Origin of the sequence: Pontibacter litorisediminis (assembly GCF_029360645.1) — a bacterium.
Classification (GTDB): domain Bacteria; phylum Bacteroidota; class Bacteroidia; order Cytophagales; family Hymenobacteraceae; genus Pontibacter; species Pontibacter litorisediminis.
The window spans coordinates 1,081,267-1,098,975 of the sequence record NZ_JARDUA010000001.1 but is presented as its reverse complement, the minus strand read 5'-3'; the positions used below and the strand labels follow the sequence as shown (position 1 = coordinate 1,098,975).

At 52.5% G+C, this 17,709-nt stretch carries 12 protein-coding genes; 4 read left to right on the top strand and 8 right to left on the bottom strand.

Going from position 1 to position 17,709, the window contains the following annotated elements:
• Nucleotides 1-105 precede the first annotated feature (105 nt).
• Entirely contained in the window at nt 106-1,548 is a 1,443-nt protein-coding gene (locus PXG97_RS04740) for a CCA tRNA nucleotidyltransferase (RefSeq protein WP_276496893.1), read from the top strand.
• Nucleotides 1,549-1,687: 139 nt separating this feature from the next.
• Here PXG97_RS04740 and PXG97_RS04735 read toward each other — a convergent pair whose 3' ends face one another.
• The 3 genes from PXG97_RS04735 to PXG97_RS04725 all read right to left on the bottom strand — a co-directional run bounded on the left by PXG97_RS04735 (nt 1,688) and on the right by PXG97_RS04725 (nt 5,580).
• Nucleotides 1,688-2,587, bottom strand: a complete 900-nt coding sequence (locus PXG97_RS04735) for a DUF5694 domain-containing protein (RefSeq protein WP_276496566.1) — start codon at nt 2,585-2,587, stop codon at nt 1,688-1,690.
• Between the two features lie 114 nt (nt 2,588-2,701).
• Nucleotides 2,702-5,239 (bottom strand): PspC domain-containing protein, encoded by a 2,538-nt coding sequence (locus PXG97_RS04730; RefSeq protein ID WP_276496565.1) that lies wholly within the window; start codon nt 5,237-5,239, stop codon nt 2,702-2,704.
• 2 nt (nt 5,240-5,241) lie between these two features.
• Nucleotides 5,242-5,580 (bottom strand): PadR family transcriptional regulator, encoded by a 339-nt coding sequence (locus tag PXG97_RS04725; protein ID WP_092099323.1) that lies wholly within the window; start codon nt 5,578-5,580, stop codon nt 5,242-5,244.
• 280 nt (nt 5,581-5,860) lie between these two features.
• On the opposite strand from PXG97_RS04725, the gene PXG97_RS04720 reads away from it, so the two are divergent.
• Both PXG97_RS04720 and porU2 read left to right on the top strand, forming a co-directional pair.
• Nucleotides 5,861-6,958 (top strand): putative type IX sorting system protein PorV2, encoded by a 1,098-nt coding sequence (locus PXG97_RS04720; protein ID WP_276496564.1) that lies wholly within the window; start codon nt 5,861-5,863, stop codon nt 6,956-6,958.
• 25 nt (nt 6,959-6,983) lie between these two features.
• On the top strand, nt 6,984-12,035 hold the full coding sequence (porU2, locus tag PXG97_RS04715) for a putative type IX secretion system sortase PorU2 (RefSeq protein ID WP_276496563.1): 5,052 nt from the start codon (nt 6,984-6,986) through the stop codon (nt 12,033-12,035).
• A gap of 75 nt (nt 12,036-12,110) precedes the next feature.
• On the opposite strand, the gene PXG97_RS04710 is transcribed toward porU2, so the two are convergent.
• The 3 genes from PXG97_RS04710 to PXG97_RS04700 are packed head-to-tail and all read right to left on the bottom strand — an operon-like array spanning nt 12,111 to nt 14,757.
• On the bottom strand, nt 12,111-12,599 hold the full coding sequence (locus PXG97_RS04710) for a dihydrofolate reductase (protein ID WP_276496562.1): 489 nt from the start codon (nt 12,597-12,599) through the stop codon (nt 12,111-12,113).
• 5 nt (nt 12,600-12,604) lie between these two features.
• Nucleotides 12,605-13,531, bottom strand: a complete 927-nt coding sequence (fmt, locus tag PXG97_RS04705; RefSeq protein ID WP_276496561.1) for a methionyl-tRNA formyltransferase — start codon at nt 13,529-13,531, stop codon at nt 12,605-12,607.
• 2 nt (nt 13,532-13,533) lie between these two features.
• A complete protein-coding gene (locus tag PXG97_RS04700; RefSeq protein WP_276496560.1) occupies nt 13,534-14,757 on the bottom strand; it encodes an exo-beta-N-acetylmuramidase NamZ family protein in 1,224 nt (407 codons plus the stop codon).
• Nucleotides 14,758-14,823: 66 nt separating this feature from the next.
• Between PXG97_RS04700 and PXG97_RS04695 the strand changes: the two genes are divergently transcribed.
• Complete coding sequence (locus PXG97_RS04695) at nt 14,824-16,032, top strand: ABC transporter permease (protein WP_276496559.1); 1,209 nt, start codon at nt 14,824-14,826, stop codon at nt 16,030-16,032.
• An 81-nt stretch (nt 16,033-16,113) separates the two neighbouring features.
• Here PXG97_RS04695 and PXG97_RS04690 read toward each other — a convergent pair whose 3' ends face one another.
• Together PXG97_RS04690 and PXG97_RS04685 are read right to left on the bottom strand one after the other, a co-directional pair.
• A complete protein-coding gene (locus PXG97_RS04690) occupies nt 16,114-16,956 on the bottom strand; it encodes a mechanosensitive ion channel family protein (RefSeq protein ID WP_276496558.1) in 843 nt (280 codons plus the stop codon).
• Between the two features lie 42 nt (nt 16,957-16,998).
• The gene (locus PXG97_RS04685) at nt 16,999-17,697 is read right to left on the bottom strand and encodes a peptidoglycan DD-metalloendopeptidase family protein (protein ID WP_276496557.1); all 699 of its coding nucleotides are present in this window, start codon (nt 17,695-17,697) and stop codon (nt 16,999-17,001) included.
• Nucleotides 17,698-17,709 lie beyond the last annotated feature (12 nt).

Below are 17,709 nucleotides of genomic sequence, written 5' to 3'. Positions count from 1 at the left end.
CTATAACCTGCTTAACGTGTAACCGTTTTCATAATTGAGCCGGTTATATGTATTTTTGTGCCTCAGGCCGCGCCGCCGTAGCCTGGGGTTTTTATTTTACAGATGATGGAGAAAGTACAGTTGCCAGAACACCCCATATTTAATGTAGTAGCCGAAGCCGCCGGCGAACTAGGCATGGATGCCTACGTGATCGGTGGGTTTGTGAGGGACCTGGTGCTGAAAAGGCCATCAAAGGACATCGACGTGGTGTGCGTGGGCGATGGCATTGCCTTGGCGGCCATGGTGGCCCAGAAGCTGCCGCATAGGCCGAAGGTTAACGTATTCAAGAACTTCGGTACCGCCATGCTGCGCGCCGGGGAGTGGGAGGTGGAGTTTGTAGGGGCCCGTAAGGAATCTTACCGCGAGCACTCGCGCAAGCCGGAGGTGGAGCAGGGCACGCTGGATGACGACCTGAAACGCCGTGATTTTACCATCAACGCCCTTGGCATCAGCCTGAATAAGCAGAACTATGGCGAGCTGATTGATGAATTCAACGGTGCCAAAGACATGCGCCGCAAGATCATCCGCACACCCCTGGAGCCGGGAATCACATTTTCCGACGACCCGCTGCGCATGATGCGGGCCATCCGCTTTGCCACGCAGCTGGGCTTCGACATCGACCCGGACACGTTTGATGCCATTGCCGACAATAAGGGGCGGATCAAAATCGTGTCGCAGGAGCGGATCACGGATGAGCTGAACAAGATCATCCTATCGCCGGTGCCGAGCTATGGCTTTAAGCTGCTTTTCACATCGGGGCTGCTGCACCTTATCTTCCCGAAAATGGTGGAGCTGCACGGGGTGGAGACAATTAACGGCAACTCGCACAAAGACAACTTTTACCATACGCTGCAGGTGCTCGATAATGTGGCACAGGTGTCAGATGACCTGTGGCTGCGCTGGTCGGCCATCATGCACGACATCGCCAAGCCTGATACTAAACGCTTCCACCCCAAGGCCGGTTGGACCTTCCACGGACACGAGGACCGTGGCGCCCGCATGGTACCCCGCCTGTTCCGCGACCTGAAACTGCCCCTGAACGAGCACATGAAGTTTGTGCAGAAACTGGTGCGCCTCCACCTGCGCCCGATAGCCCTGGTGAAGGAGACTGTAACAGACTCTGCCATACGAAGGTTGTTATTTGAGGCAGGGGATGACATTGACGCGCTGATGAAGCTCTGCCGTGCCGACATCACCTCCAAGAATGACACTAAGGTAAAGCGTTACCTGCAGAACTTCGACAAGGTGGAGAAGCGCCTGGTGGAGGTGGAGGAAAGCGACAAACTGCGCAACTTCCAGCCGGTCATCACCGGTGAGATCATCATGGAAACCTTTGGACTGAAGCCATCTAAAACAGTAGGTGAGATCAAAGAGGCGCTGACGGAGGCGATATTGGAAGGCAAAGTAAAAAACGAGTTTGAGGACGCCTACGCCCTGATGTTGCACCTGGGCGAGCAGAAAGGGCTGGAGGTTGCTAGCAACAAAGCGACGCCCGGTAAAGGGGAATGAGTTAGGCGAGGCCCCTACCTTCCATGTGTCAGCATAGGAAGGAGAGGCCTCGCCTGGGATACTCATAAACACAAACAACTAAACAAACACTACTTTCTGTATAACCCGGGCAACTGTGCAAATATTGTGCTCGGGCTTGCTAAACTTCGGAACCGCTCAGGTAGTGGTTCACGCTTCTTATTTCATAGTTTGGGTTATTCTCTATAATATCCTGCAGCACGCCAACATGCGTTTGGCCCATTATCAGCAAAATTCGCTTGCCTTTGTACTTCAATTGCGCATTGAGGATGTTGGAGTAGATCTTAAGGTTCCGCTCGTAGAATAAGGAGATAAGTTCAGCGCCAATCTGGGTGGTGTCAACCTCGCTTCTGTTCAGCCCCTGGTAGCTTCGGAACGAGCCGTTTTGCACATAGGCGGGCAAATTGTATAGCTGGCGATGGGACAAAGCGATCGTCTCCGGCTCGTTCAGGGTAACCAGGAACTCCCGGAACGTCATATCGCCCTTCTTAAAATCAGCGGTGATGCCTCTTGCCGTCAGCTGAAACTGCTTCAGGCCCTTCTCAAAAATCTCGATGTTATCGCCAGTGCTTAGCAAGCTCTGCGAGGTGCTCTCAAAGTGATCGATGCAGTATACCTTGTCATGACCTGCCGCCTTAGCCAGTTTAAAGGCAAACTGGTACACTTCGCCTGCGCCACCCTCAAGCCTTTCCAGGTGGATCCGCCCGTTTTTAAACTGGCTGAGTAAAGAGTCATACTTTGCCTGCTCCAGCGGTTCGCGCTCTATCATGATCATGTCAGGCGCATAGGCCAGCAACAGCTTGTTTACCTCTGCAATCTCGTCCTGCCTTTGTGGGCTCAGGAAGTTGCTGGTCCTGCTTTCCTCCTCCTGTAGCTGACTAAAATGCGGCACCCCTAGCATCATTATTTGCACTTTAGAGGAGCTGTCGGAAGACACGGGGGCGCTTTGGGTGACAGGCTCCGGGCTTTTGCACGAAGCAAGCCAAAGTAGTGGCAGAAGCAGCAGAACAGTGTTTCTCATAGTATAGCGTGGAAAAGGTGGCAGGGCAGGTAGTTTTATTTTGTACTAAGTGGCGGTATTTGTAGAAGCTGGCTGAGCAAGAATACTCAGCCAGCCTGTATACTGGATAAGGCTTTAGCGGCGCTTCACGCTGCTGGGGCCAGAGCTGTCGATGATGGTATCTTTGGGGTTGCCACGGTACACGATGCGGCTCGTGCCAGAGGCATCGGCGCGCAGCGTGTTGGTGGCATAGACCTCGGCCACACCGGCACCGGTTACGTCCACATCCACGTAGCGGGCCTCAAGGTTGTCGGCATCAATGCCGCAGGCGCCGGTGGCATCCAGCTCGAAACGCTCGGCCTTGCCTGTAAACTTGCTCACCGTAGCACCTGCTGCATCCACCCGCAGGTTGCGCACTTGCACGTTAGCCATTGTCTGTACGGCTCCGGAGAAGTGCAGACGCAGGTTCTCCGCTTTTATACTTCCAATATCCGCTTTTATAGCCCCGTTCAGCTCGATGGTGTTGAGGTTTGGGGCGGTGATTTGGATGAGCACCGGTTCACGGTCGTTGAACAGGCTAAAGTTTTTCCGCTTTGTACTGATCTCCAGCCCGTCACCGCTCTGGTCCAGTTCCATGCGCTCCAACTCATCGTTCTCGGCACGAACGACTACGCTGTAGCTGTTGCCCTGGCGCAGTTGCACATGGTAAGGCCCGCTGATGGTGATGCTCCTGAAATCCCGGAAGTTAAAGTTGCGGGAGTTGCTGCTGTACTCATTCTCATTCAACAGCACACTGCCGCGCATCTCTACCGAGCCTCCGTCTTCATCCATGTCAATGTCCATGTTGAACTCACCATTTTCGCCGTTGCCCCCGTTACTTTCCGTGTCGAGGGTATCGGCGGCGCAGGTCAGGCACACCAAGCGGTCGCCGCTCACCTGCCAGGTGTTGCGCAAAATCTTATCGGTGCTGTAGTCTCCCTCCAATGCAGCGCTTGGCAGCATATAGGTAAAGTTGCGGGTAAGGCGCAGCGGTTTGTCCTTTGGCAGCCTCAGCACCAGGTTCAGCTCCTGGTCACGGAAGACAGCGCCTTCTTTAAACTCGTAACTGTTGTCAAAGCGTAGGGTTGAGTCATTCAGCACAGCGCGGTAGGTGATCATGCGGGCGTTCTGCTTGGCCTCCTCCTCGGTTTTACCCTTGGCCTCCACCCGCTGAATAATTTCCACGTCCGGTCCGGCGTTTTCCTGCACCTCTACATACACGTTGTCGAAGCTCAGGCCGGTGTCATAGGTATCCAGGGTAAGGGTGCGGATGCCTTCCACAGGTATGGTTTTGCTGGTGGTTACCTCGCCGCTGCGGCGGAAGTTGCCGCTGAACATGGCAATGGTAGCGATCATGGTGAACAGTGCCACCAGCCACACCCCAAACAGTGACCAGCCCACGATTGGCTTCATGAAGGTGCGCTTTATAAGCAAGCTTACCCCCAGCACCATGAGCAGTAGGAGCGGGATCAGCCCTACAAAGAAGCCTGCCACCAATCCGAGCCTGGGAAAGCCCCCGAGAAGCACGGAGGCCGGAAAATCACCAATGGTTACGTACTGTGTCTCATCAATAATGCCAAGTGAGAAAAAAAGCGTGGAGAAGAGGGCAATCGTCAGGCCGATGGATATGACCAGGAGGATAACGCCGGCGGCCACACGGATCAGGGTGATGAGGAAGGCCAGCACCGGACCCAGCGCGCGCCCGATCCAGTTAAAAACCTGGGCTATGAGGCGTATTGGCAGCAAGATGATTTTTGCCAGCGCGCTTTCCTCACCGTTGCTGTCGCGCATGTTCAGGTTGTCCTTCAGGGTGCGCTCAATGCCGGCCAGCGTTACCGGGTCGCCCTGCATTTGCATGCGCTCGGTCAGAGTAACAGCCTCAGGCATGGCAACCCAGAGCACGATATAAGCCAGTATACCGAAGCCCCCCAGGAAGATCGAGATCAGGAAAAGTACCCGTAGAACAGCCACATCCACGCCAAAGTACTTCGCAATGCCGCTGCAGACACCAGCCAGCTTTTTGTCGTCCGGGTCACGGAACAGCTTACGCACCTTTGTCTCGGGCAGCAGGTTGCTCTCCGGCATGGCAATCCAAAGTATAACGTAGATGATAATGCCTGTTGCCGCCGATACGCCTGCCGAAACGACGCCCAGCAGCACCAGCATCACGAAAAACAGCCTGAGCCAGAGCGGGTCCACTTTCAGGTAATTGGCAATTCCGGATGATACACCCGCGATTACCTTGTTGTTCATGTCGCGGTACAGCTTTTTAGGGCCTGCGGCGTAGGCTGCACCTGCGCCAGCCTCGGCTCCGGCTTCGGTGCCTGCAGCTCCTCCGGCAGAGGCATAGGCCTCCTCCTCCAGTGGCTCCTCTACCTCAAAGTCGGTTACGTTACCCATCCGGGTGATCAGGTATTGCACGTCCTCCTGCGTAATCACTTGTTTTACCGGCGACACGCGGGCGGAGAAAATCTCGGCAATACGGGCCTCAATGTCGGCTACAATTTCCTCATGGCCCTCATAGTTAGAAAAGTACGTTCTGATAGAGGCCAGGTAGCGGCTAAGCTGCTCATACCCATCCTCCTCAATCTGGAAGATGATGCCTTGCAAGTTTATACTTATGTTCTTTTTCATGATTACTGGGCTTTCTTGTTTCGGATAATGAATTCTGTGGAGTCAACTAGCTCGGACCAGGTTTGCCGGAGCTGCTCCAGAAACTCTTTGCCGGTGTCGGTGAGGCGGTAATACTTTCGCGGCGGGCCTGAGGTGGACTCTACCCAGTTGTATTCCAGAAGCTGCGCGTTCTTGAGGCGGGTGAGCAGGGGGTAGAGCGTACCCTCCACAACGATCATTTTGGCCGCTGTGAGCTCCTCTAGCATATCGGACGCATAAACTTCACCACGAGAGATAATCTCCAGTATGCAGAATTCCAGAATTCCCTTCCGCATCTGCACTTGTGTGTTTTCTACTTTCATGATGATTCCGTTATAATGTTGAGGCAAATATATGATAAGGTACTATGTAAAGCAAGGTACTGTCTAAAATTCTTTACGCCCTTTTTTTATATTGGTTGTAAGGCTGGGAAATTGTTATTATAAATGATTAATTTTGGATAAAAATAAATTGTGGCCGGAGTCAACTAAAAAGGCCCGCAGTATGTTAGGAGGGCACAAAAGGAGGGGAAGGAGCCGCAGGGCTGTACTTTGGTAAATGCAATAAAATTTTTAGCGATTGATATAACCTATACGATAGAGGATGAACAACTTTATGCTCCGCTGCCTGCTGGCGGTGATGCTGCTGCTAACGTGGAGAGCGGCCGAGGCGCAGGTTTCCACGCCGAAGTATAGCAATGAGTTCCTGAACCTGGGAGTGGGTGCCCGTGCGCTGGGTATGGGCAATGTTCAGTCGGCCCTGGCTGAGGATGCCACCGCCGGCTACTGGAACCCCGCTGGACTGCTGCGCCTGCCGCACAAGTACAACGTGAGCCTGATGCACTCAGAGCTCTTTGCCGGCATTGCCAAGAATGACTTTGCCAGCTTTGCCATGCCGCTGGACTCGAGCAGTGCCCTGGCGGTTTCGCTTATCAGGGTAGGTGTGGATGACATTGCCGATACCCGTCGCCTGCAGAATGAGTACGGCTACATCCAGTACGATAGCATCCGCTTCTTCTCCGTGGCTGATTACGCCATGCTGCTTTCCTACGCCCGCAAAAGCAACCTGATCGAAGGCCTGCAGCTGGGGGCCAGCGCCAAAATCATTTACCGCAACGTAGGCGACTTTGCCGATGCCTATGGTTTTGGCATTGATGCCGGGGCACAGCTGCAGCGCGGTACCTGGCAGTTCGGAGTCATGGCCAAAGACATCACCACCACCTTCACCGCCTGGACCCACAACGTGGAGGAACTGGAGGAGGCGTACCTGCAAACCGGTAACGACTTGCCGGAGAACACAGCAGAACTTACCCTGCCGCGGGTTGTACTTGGCGTAGGCAAAACCTTCCGCTTTACCGACAGCTTCACAGGTGCCCTGGCCACAGACATAGACTTTACCTTTGATGGAAAGCGCAACGTGCTTTACGGGTCTGATGTCGTGTCAGTAGACCCGCACGTGGGGTTGGAGTTGGCTTACGCGAGCTCCGTTTTTGTACGCGCTGGCTTCAATAACTACCAGGAAACACAGAACTTCGACGGCGGCACTACCAAACGCATACAACCTAACTTTGGGGTAGGCATCAAAACCGGTGGCCTGAACCTTGACCTGGCCCTTTCCCGCATCAACAACAGCGAGAGCAATTCTGTCGGTAGCCGCAGCACTTCTTCCGTTATCGTTTCATTAGGATACGCATTCGACTAAAGTATAAAGTTTTAGCAATCACCCTATGTATAAGACTTTTAATATAAAGTGCTTTTTAGTACCAGTTATCCTCCTGGTGGCGAGCTTTACAGCAGGCAAAACCCAGGCGCAGGAGGTCTACGGCAACGAGTGGATCGACTACTCCAAAACATACCACAAGCTGCAGGTGGTGGAAACCGGCCTCTACAAACTGGATTACGCCTATCTGCAGCAGCTAGGGTTAGGGAGCGTGAACCCGCAGCATCTGCAGCTTTTCCGCCGTGGCAAGGAGGTGGCCATTTATGTGGCCGGGGAAGCCGACGGACGCCTGGACCCACAGGATTTCATGGAGTTCTACGGCGAGCGCAACGACGGGGCTATGGACGCAGAGCTGTACAAGAACCCCGCCCACCAGGTACACCAGCTCTCCAGCATGTACACCGACACAGCTGCCTACTTCCTCACCGTAAACCCGGCTGGTAACAACAAGCGCATGCGTGAAACAAACCTTTCTCCAAGTGGGCTGACGCCGGAGCCGTTTCATTGGCAGAAGGCGATGTTGTTGCAGACTTCGTCATATAGTGCTGGGAGGTACTATGGAAAACAGGGTGGTAACATTATGCCTTGGATGGATGAAGGGGAGGGGTGGTTCTCCGGTACGAGTGCTGACGCTAAGAAACTGAGCTTTGAGGTTACTGGTATAACGAATGTGGTTACTTCAGGGGGGAAACCAAGGCTTAATTTGGTGACAGTTGGTCCTAATGAAGGCACACATCGGTTTGACATTAATACTTTAGTGGCAAGTACCCGAACCATTTCTACAATAGAGTACGGAAATTTTGGCTCTTCTAAGACCTCACATCCTTTAGAGTTGTCAGATCTGAATATCACTAATGGGAAGTTCTCTTTCCAGTTGGTGCCGCAAACCGTGAATGGGAATAAACCAACGGTTGGTTTAGCTTTTGCACAAGTCATATACCCTCAGAGGAGTGTATTCTCTGGCAACAAAGTACATTTTTATACTGACTCGCTACGTTCTGGGTCTTTATATTATGAGTTTTTGCAGGCACCAGCTACTGCTGTAGCCTATGATGTTACTTCAACGGGTGATATTGTTCGTATACCTGGGTATGTAGCGGGCGGGAGCAAAGGGTTTGTTATCAATAGTGAGCGCAGCAGCCGAAAAGTTCTTCTGGCAGATACCAACACACCTCTTTTGCCCGTCTCCTCAAAAAGCGTCAGGTTCAGAAGTATAAACCCTGATCAACACAACTACATCATTATTTCCAACAAAGTGTTGATGAAGACTGCTAACGGCAGCGCTCTTCCGGCTCCAAAAGAGTATGCGGCCTACCGAAGCTCTGCTGCAGGCGGTGGTTACGATACGCTGTTGGTCTTTACCGATGACCTGGTGAACCAATTCCATTACGGAGAATTTTCGCCTGTTAGCATTAAGCGGTTTTGCTCTTTCCTGAATACTTCTACCCGCGAAAAGCACCTTCTCCTGCTAGGTAAAGGGTTAGAGCCTAGCCATACAAAGTATAAGCAGCTTGATTTTAGGGCAGCGGACTTAGTGCCGACGTTTGGATACCCGGCTTCCGACCATATGTTCTCGATTGACTTCAGGAACAATAACTTTGTGCCAACTATGCCAACGGGGAGAGTTTTTGCTAGAACGCCTGCCGATGTTATCAACTACCTGAACAAGGTAAAAATGTATGATGCCACACCTGAAGGGTTAGAGTGGAGGAAAAACGTATTGCACTTAGGGGGAGGAAGACTACCACTGGAACTCACTAAGTATGGAGGCTACATCGCCACGTATACCGAAATAGCAAAAGGACCTCTGTTGGGCGCACGTGTGATTGAGAAAACCAGGAAGAACCTGAGTGATGTAACAGAAAATGTTGATATCTCTAAAGAGGTAAATGAAGGAGTATCCTTGATTACATTCTTCGGGCACAGCGGGGCAGGGGTAACTGACCTGAACATGGGATACCCGTCCCTTCCGACAAGCAATTACAAAAACGCCGGCAAATACCCGATTATTCTGGTAAATGGCTGTGGCGTCGGAAATTCCTATGTGATCGACGACCCATACGTGAGCAATTTCACACCGATAGGCGAAGATTGGCTGAATGTTCCAAATAAAGGTTCTGTCGCTTTTATTGCCCATACAGCCACAGGCTTTGACGCATATCTGCACGATTTTACTTTAGCCATGTATAGGGTAGGGCTTACAGAGGAAGAGTATCAAAACAAAACCTTAGGACAGGTGCAACAGGAGGCTATCCGGAGCGTAATCGACAAGTATTCAGGTATTAGTCCAAGCATTCATTTTGCGACATCTTTAGTGCTGGAAATGGCCTTACAGGGTGATCCGGCAATTCATCTGTACACTCCTAGCAAGCCAGACTACACGTTCAGGAGCAATAGCTTTGAGCTTAAGGATGAAAAGGGTAGCCTTGCGACGGCTTTATCAGATACAGTGGTGCTACATTTCGATGTTAAAAACCTAGGTAAAGCAATAACAGACTCCATTTATGTTTCCGTGAAACGTACCTACCCTGATAATTCCATCAAAGTCTATGACTCTTTAAAGATACCTCCGGTTTACTATCAAAATGCAGTGGCATTGAAACTGGCTAATGCAGGCACCCCATCCACTGGTATCAATGTGTTTGAGGTAAAATTAGATAGCCCTGAAGTAATTGAGGAATTAAAGGAAGATAATAACACAGCGTCTTTCCAAAAATTTATCTCTGCCAGTGGCTTAACGACTGTTTATCCCATGAAGTACAGCATCGTTGGGAACACGAATGTATCTTTAGCCGTGCAGGCCAATGTGATGCAAGAGGGTAGAGGCGTCTATTTTGAGCTTGACACAACGGCCAATTTCTCCAGCCCGTGGCTCCAGTCCACCACTGTCAGTAAAACAGCTTTTGCCACTTGGGATGTAAACCTGATTAGTGGGAGTAACGATAGCATAGTTTATTTCTGGCGCGCGCGTTTTAACTCCTACAGTCCAAAAGAAGATACAATCTGGGTTGAAAATTCATTCAGACATATTCCGGGTGTAAATTCAGGCTGGTCCCAGAGTCACAAAGGCCAATTTACAGAAGCGAAGGCGGAAGCCTTTAAGCCGCTAGACCAAAAAACCGGAAAGTGGGAGTTCAATACAGTAAGGAGGTTCTTGAGCCTGAGGACAGCAGGTGGAAGCGAAAGATTCGCACATCCTCCGCAAGGCTTTTATATTGATGGCGATCAAGTGCTAAGCTGGCAGTGCGGCAATCCTAACGCCAGCGCTAACCCGCGTTTGTTTTTTGTAGTCTACAATGATGTAACGCTAGAGCCGCTAACTAATCTAGGGGGAACTGTTACCTGCCCCGCCACTCCGTTTATTTTCGATACAAATAACTTATCAACTGTAGCCAATAGGGCAAAAATCAAAAGATTTATTGATGCCGTTCCGGAAGGTTATTACGTAGCGGTCATGTCTGTTAATAATGTGCCGTTCAGTGTATTTCCTGAGGAGGCAAAAGCAGCGTTCAGGAGCATTGGCTCTTCTCTGATCGAAAAGCTGAAAACTGGTGACCCTTTCGTCATCATTGGCCGGAAAGGTGCTGCGCCAGGCACGGCACAGGAGAAGACTTTCTCTTCGGAAGAGGCTGAGAAGGAGGGCGGCACTCCGCGAACTGCTCAAAGCATCGTGCTGGATGTTACCCTGGAATCTAATCGCCAGTCTGGCACTATAACTTCTACGACAGTTGGGCCTGCTCTGCGTTGGGGTTCGCTGCACCACACCATAAAGGCTTATGCCGGTGGCGATGACAAGTATAAGCTGAGCCTGATTGGTATTGACGCTGCAGGGCAGGAGATTGTACTTGAAGATAGAATCAGCTCCAGAAGACTTGATATTTCTCATATTGATGCCAGCCAATACCCTAGCCTGAAGCTTACTGCTTTCTTATCAGACTCTGTGGCCCGGACGGCGCCGCAGCTAAAGGAGTGGTTTGTGCTGTACGATCCTGTGCCGGAGGGTGTCATACGCCCTGACCTGGTGAAGGCGAGCAGCGAGGAGCTAACACAACTGGCGGGAAGAGGAAGTTTGACTGTGCCGATGGCTTTCCAGAACGTTACCTCTACGGCGTTTACCGACTCACTGACAGTGGAGGTAGTCTTTACCGGGAGCGGGGTCTCCTCCACCACATCACGCTTTAAGATAAAGCCAGTAGGGCCAAATGAGACAGTATACTTTAACCACACTGTTTCCACTGCTGAGCTGGACGGGGACTACAGGATAAGCATCTATGTGAACCCGCGCCTGGTTCCCGAGCAGGAGTATGGCAACAACATATATGAGGTCAATTTCGGGGTGAAGTCCAAACTGCACCCGATCATGGATGTGGCCTTTGATGGTATCCATATTTTGGATGGGGATATCGTATCGCCGAGCCCGCTGATAAGCGTGACGGTGAAAGATGAGAACAGGCACGTCTTCCTGCAGGATCCTTCTAAAATGTCTATGGTATTGATTTCTCCGAAGGAGGGACAGAAAGAAGTTGAGCTGATGAATAACCAGGAGGTGGTTTACACACCTGCCACAGAAGCAAACGACTTTAAGCTGGAGTTCAAGCCGACAGCGCTGGCAGACGGCGACTACACCTTGGAGGTAAGAGCCAAAGATGCTGTCGGGAAGGAGTCGGGGGTGTCGCCGTACAGGATTGGCTTTAAGGTAGTGAGCGAGTCGAGCATTTCAAATTTCTATCCGTTCCCGAACCCGTTCTCTACCAAGACCAATTTTATCTTCACGATCACGGGCAGCACGATCCCGGACCACATGAAGATACAGATCCTGACGATTACCGGTAAAGTGGTGAAGGAAATCATGAAAGAGGAGCTCGGGCCATTGCGCATCGGCAACAACAAAACAGAGTATGCCTGGGACGGCACCGACATGTATGGCGATAAGCTAGCCAACGGGGTATACCTGTACCGCGTGATCATGAGCAAAGGTGAAGAAGAGATGAAGCACCGCAACACCTTCGGCGACGGTACCTTTAAGAACGGCTACGGCAAGCTGTACATCCTGCGCTAAACCAAAGCACCAAGTATAAACGAAGAGGGGACGCTGATTTCAGCGTCCCCTCTTCGTTTATACTTGCTCCCTTTTCTACTTCCGCTCCAGCGTCAGGAAAGTGTAGCTGTACTTGTTCTTCTCATCTGGCTCGTGGTGCTCCTGCTCTACCACCTGCCACTCTTTTTCCGGAAGTTCTGGAAAATACACATCCCCCTCAAAACTATGATGCACGCGTGTCAGGTATACTTTGTCGGTGAGCGGGAGCGCCTGCTGGTACACGTTGGCCCCGCCAATAATGCTTACCTGCTCCGGATCCAGTTCGCTGCCTTTGGCAATGGCTTCCTCCAGCGAGTGTACCACCACGCATCCTTCTGCCTTATAATCTCTTTGGGAGGTGATGATGATAGACGTGCGGCCCGGCAGAGGCTTCCCGATTGCCTCAAACGTCTTGCGGCCCATGATCATCGGGTGGCTCATGGTAAGGCGCTTGAAGTGCTTCAGGTCGGCAGGCAGGTACCAGATCAGGTCGTTGTCTTTCCCGATCACGTTGTTCTCAGCGGCGGCTACTACAATGGCTATCATACTGTTTATACTTCGAAGTTATACCCGCGCAGCAGGTCTTGTACCGGCATGCGTTTTTTCCCTTCCATCTGCAGGTCAAGTATGGATACGGCTCCGGTCGCGGTTTGTACGTGCAGGAAGTTCTTGTTATCGGTGTGGATGGTGCCGGATGCCGAAGTATAAGCGGCATTCTCCAGTACCTCCACCCTGTAAACCTTAAAATTCTTGCCGTTCAGTTTTGTCCAGGCGGCAGGGTAGGGGCTGAGGCCACGCACAAAGTTGCGTACCTGTTGCGCCGGCTGCTCCCAGTTAATCTGGCAGGTATCCTTAAATATCTTGGGGGCGTGCTTCGTTTCTGCAGAAGTTACCTGTGGCTGCGACTGCACATGGCTACGCTCGATAGCCTGCACGGTTCGCAGCGCCAGCTCGGCACCTTTGTACTTTAGTTTCTCGTACAGCGTTCCGAAATCATCCTCCTCCAGTATCGGCACACGCTCCTGGAAAATCAAATCACCGGTGTCGATCTCGTGCTTCAGGAAAAAGGAGGTTACGCCTGTTTCTTTTTCGCCGTTAATGATGGCCCAGTTGATGGGGGCGGCCCCACGGTACTGCGGCAACAGCGAGGCGTGGATGTTGAAAGAACCCAGCTCCGGCATTGCCCATACTACCTCCGGCAGCATCCGGAACGCCACGATGATCTGCAGGTTCGCCTTGTAACTGCGCAACTCCTCCAAAAACGCCTCCGACTTCAGGTTTGTAGGCTGCAGCACCGGAATCCCCTGCGCCACGGCATACTCCTTCACCGGCGACTGGTTCAGCTTCTGCCCGCGCCCGGCTGGTTTATCCGGAGCGGTGATCACCGCCACCACGTTATACTTATGTTCCACGAGTGTCTGCAGGGTAGGCACGGCAAAGTCCGGCGTACCCATGAACACGATGCGCAAATCTCTCATGCTTAGTTAAAGTCTGGGTAAAGCAGGTACTGCTTACGCTTGGTTTTATAGTTGGATAAAGCCGGTTCCCAGCTGGCCCTGATCTCAGCCTCTGTCTTACCGGCAATTACCTGCTGGCGCAGTTTGGTGGTACCGGCCAGCTTCTCAAAGAAGTTGTTGAAGAACTTGTCCTTGTTGCTGGAGTTCTGGTACATGTCCAGCAGGTAAGCCAGGTCTACCTTGTCAGCAACCTCCACACTTGTTAAATCTTTGCCGTAGCAAACAACGTCCTTGTGCGGCGGGTTGGTAGCGCCTGGGGTGCTTACCGGGGTAAAGCTGAAATCCTTCTTCTGGTAGTATGGGCTGCCGATCACCTGGAAAGGTGTAGGCGTGCCGCGCCCCACGCTCACGTCTGTTCCCTCAAAGAAACAGATAGACGGGTAAAGGGCGATGGCCTGCGCGTTTGGCAGGTTCGGCGAAGGCTTCACCGGCAGCTCGTACGGCATGTCGTGGTCATAATTTTCCATCGGGATTACCGTTAGCTTGGCTTGGAGGCCACCTTTCAACCACTTCTCGCCGTTGATCATCTTTGCCAGCTCGCCTACCGTGAGGCCGTGCACGATCGGAATCGGGTGCATGCCCACGAACGACTGCTGGTCCATCTCCAGTACCGGACCGTCCACGTAATGCCCGTTCGGGTTGGGGCGGTCCAGCACCATCACCTCTTTACCGTTTTCGGCGGCGGCCTCCATGGCGTAATGCATCGTGCTGATATACGTATAGAAGCGCGTACCCACGTCCTGGATATCAAACAGCAGCACGTCCAGGTCCTTTATCTGCTCGGGCAGCGGCTTTTTGTTGCTGCCGTAGAGCGAGATGATCGGCAGGCCTGTTTTGGGGTCGGTACCGTCTTTGATATGAGCCCCAGCGTCGGCCTCGCCACGGAAGCCGTGTTCCGGTGCAAAGATCGTCTTTATCTCCACACCGCGGCTGATGAGCGTATCCACCAGGTGCGTATTGCCGAGCATGGAAGTCTGGTTCACGATCACGCCCACGCGTTTGCCTGCCAGCTGTGGCAAGTATACATCCAACTTGGCGGCGCCCATTCGCAGGGCCTGCGTCTCTGGAGTTGGGGCTGCGGCGGTGGCGGGTGTTTGCTCAGGGGCCGTGCTAGGAACTTGTTTCGAGTTGCAGCCGCCCAACGTGAGGAGCAGCGATGCAGAGAGGTATAGGAAAGGGTGTGTCATCGTTTTTGTAAGGTAGAAGTCAAAATTCATACCTATCTTTAAGGCTGTTAATATGATCTAAGGCGAGTGAACATCTCCAAATACATATCCGATAAAATATCAGAAGTGCAGACCGGCTCGTTTACGCAGTCGGTTACAAAAATAGCAATTATAAGCATAGCTGCAGGCATTGCGATCATGATTGTGTCTTTTGCGATATTGGAGGGCTTCCGTAACGAGATCCGCGACAAGATTTTCAGCTTTGGGGCGCACCTGCAAATCAGCAAGTATGATACCAACAACTCGTATGAGGGAGCACCTATAAGCTATAACATCGGCGTAACGGAGGAAATACCCGGCATCAAGAAAGTGCAGGCTTTTGCGCGTAAAACAGCCATTATCAAGACAGAGGATGAGGTGCTGGGTGTGGTGTTGAAAGGCGTGGGGAAGAACTACGACCTGAGCGCCATGCAGAAGAACCTGGAGGCAGGGCAGCTGATGGCATTCAGCGATACGGCCTCGTCCAAAGATGTGTTGCTGAGCCACAGGATAGCCAACAAGCTGCGCCTGAAGGTGGGCGATGAGGCCATTTTCTACTTCATCCAAAACCCTCCCCGTGCACGAAAGCTACGGGTGAGCGGCATTTACAATACCGGGCTGGAGGAGTTCGACGAAGTGTTTGTGATAGGCGACATTAAGCTGGTACGGGAGTTGAACAACTGGCCGGATACACTTGTTGGTGGCGTGGAGGTGGTGCTGAAAGATTTTGAGCAGATAGACCAGGCCGCCGAACGGGTGTTTGAAAGTATGAACTACGACCTGCAGCTGGAGAAAATCACTGACCGCCATGCGCAGCTGTTCGATTGGCTGAAGCTGCTGCAGAAAAACGTGGTCATCTTCCTGGTGCTGATCATTTTTGTGGCCACGTTCAACATGGTGTCCACGGTATTTATCATGATCATAGAGCGGATAAACATGATCGGCGTGCTGAAGGCTCTGGGGGCCACCGATGCGCAGATACGGCAGGTCTTCTATTTCCGTGGCCTGAAACTGACGCTGAAGGGGCTGCTGTGGGGCAATGTGGTGGGCATCGGTTTTTGCCTGGTGCAGTATTATTTCGAACTCATCCCCCTTGACCCTGAAAACTACTACATGGACCGGGTGCCCATCAGCTGGAACATTGGCGCCATCCTGATCCTGAATGCGCTGACGGTGGTGCTTACCATGCTGGCCATACTTGTACCGGCTGCCATGATCGCCCGCATAAAACCCGTAAAGGCGATAAAGTTTGACTAACGCATTGTGGCAAGCGTACTAAAAACAGCAGGGGTTGTGCCGACGAAGCACAACCCCTGCTGTTTTTAGCGACAGTATCAACTAAGCCTTTATAGCAGGCTGTCCGCTGGCCATACCGCCCACCATCTCGCGGCGCGGCACCGGCAGGGCGATTCCGTTATTTTCGAAGGCAGCCTTGGCACGCTCGTTCATGTCCCAAAACAGGCCCCAGTAATCTTCGCGCTTGCACCAGATGCGGGTGCTGATCGTGATGGCGTGCTCTGCGAAGTTAGTGACCACAATGGCCGGGGCCGGATCTTTCAGGATGCGTTCGTCCTGGTCTATCAACTCCTGGATCAACTCCCGCACTTTACCGATGTCGTTGTTTACCGACACCGTAAAAAGCAGCTCTACACGGCGTGTGGCCTCTACCGAGTAATTGACCACGACCGCAGAGGCCAGCGGCCCGTTCGGGATGTAAATCGTCTTGTTATCTGCCGTTTTTAGTACCGTGTTAAAGATGTTGATGAGCTGCACCGTGCCGCTCTGGCCCTGCGCCTCAATAAAGTCGCCCACCCTAAAGGGCTTGATGGTAAGTATAAGCACTCCGCCGGCAAAATTAGCCAGGCTGCCCTGCAAGGCCAGACCAATGGCCAGACCTGCGGAACCCAGCACCGCTATAAAGGAGGTCATCTCTACGCCTAGCTGCGCCACAACCAGCACAAGCAGCAGCACCCACAGACCTATGCTAAGTATATTCAGCAGAAACGGGCGCAGCGACTCGTCCACACTCTTGCGCAGCATCAGGTTGTTAATCAAAGTCTTCATCCGCCTGATGACCCATGCGCCAATCACCAGAATAAAGACGGCGACGATGAGTTTCAGGCCGTAGAGTACGGCAAAGTTTACAATCATCTCCCGGATAGAATCGAAATCCAGTACCATAAGCAGAAAAGAATTATTATTAAAAGTTAGTAAAGAATCGTTTTACAGCAGGTGGCGGCACTGCAGGATCAGGTTGGGGTTGGGGCACAGTTGCTCATACTTGTGGCGCTCGGCGGTGGTGGTAACCCCAGGGAAATCGCCATGCCTACCGCCCATGTCGGCGATGATCTGGAAGTGCAGGTGCGGCGGCCAGTGCCCGTTCTCCGGGTAGGGACCCACCTCGGCAATCTTCTCGCCTTTGGCAAAGCGCTGCCCCTGTTGCAGGCCCTGCAGGGAGGAGCGGCTCAGGTGTCCGTACAAGGTATAAAAGGTTACCCCCTCCAGCTCGTGCTGCAGGATAATGGTGGGGCCATAGTCGCCGAAATTATCGTTGTCCCGGAAGCTGTGGACAGTGGCGTCCAAGGGAGTGAACACGGCAGTGCCAGCTTTTAGCCAGACATCCACACCCAGGTGCAGGTTGCGGCTCTGCGCCTCCACATCGAAGTGGCGGCTGCGGCGGTAAATGAAGCGGTCCTCCAGGTAACCTCCCACGCCAGCGGTCGCCTGCCGTTCTAGCAGCATCTGCTCCACGGCCATGTTGAAGGCGTCCGTGTCTAACAGGTTGGTTTTCTGCAGCAGCTGGTTCTTTTCAGAAAAGTCCAGTGTGCACACGCAGTCGGCGTTCAGGTCGGCGTCCAGAACTGGGGCGAAGGCATGGCGGTGCCTGCTAAGCAGGTCGCTAAGGTTTGTGGTGTTTTCCATAAGCTTGCACAA

Coding starts and splice junctions, on each gene's coding strand:
- PXG97_RS04730 (WP_276496565.1), bottom strand. CDS start 5,239: ATGAAAAAGAACATAAGTATAAACTTGCAAGGCATCATCTTCCAGATT.
- PXG97_RS04720 (WP_276496564.1), top strand. CDS start 5,861: ATGAACAACTTTATGCTCCGCTGCCTGCTGGCGGTGATGCTGCTGCTA.
- PXG97_RS04700 (WP_276496560.1), bottom strand. CDS start 14,757: ATGACACACCCTTTCCTATACCTCTCTGCATCGCTGCTCCTCACGTTG.
- PXG97_RS04690 (WP_276496558.1), bottom strand. CDS start 16,956: ATGGTACTGGATTTCGATTCTATCCGGGAGATGATTGTAAACTTTGCC.
- porU2 (WP_276496563.1), top strand. CDS start 6,984: ATGTATAAGACTTTTAATATAAAGTGCTTTTTAGTACCAGTTATCCTC.
- PXG97_RS04735 (WP_276496566.1), bottom strand. CDS start 2,587: ATGAGAAACACTGTTCTGCTGCTTCTGCCACTACTTTGGCTTGCTTCG.
- fmt (WP_276496561.1), bottom strand. CDS start 13,531: ATGAGAGATTTGCGCATCGTGTTCATGGGTACGCCGGACTTTGCCGTG.
- PXG97_RS04740 (WP_276496893.1), top strand. CDS start 106: ATGGAGAAAGTACAGTTGCCAGAACACCCCATATTTAATGTAGTAGCC.
- PXG97_RS04710 (WP_276496562.1), bottom strand. CDS start 12,599: ATGATAGCCATTGTAGTAGCCGCCGCTGAGAACAACGTGATCGGGAAA.
- PXG97_RS04725 (WP_092099323.1), bottom strand. CDS start 5,580: ATGAAAGTAGAAAACACACAAGTGCAGATGCGGAAGGGAATTCTGGAA.
- PXG97_RS04685 (WP_276496557.1), bottom strand. CDS start 17,697: ATGGAAAACACCACAAACCTTAGCGACCTGCTTAGCAGGCACCGCCAT.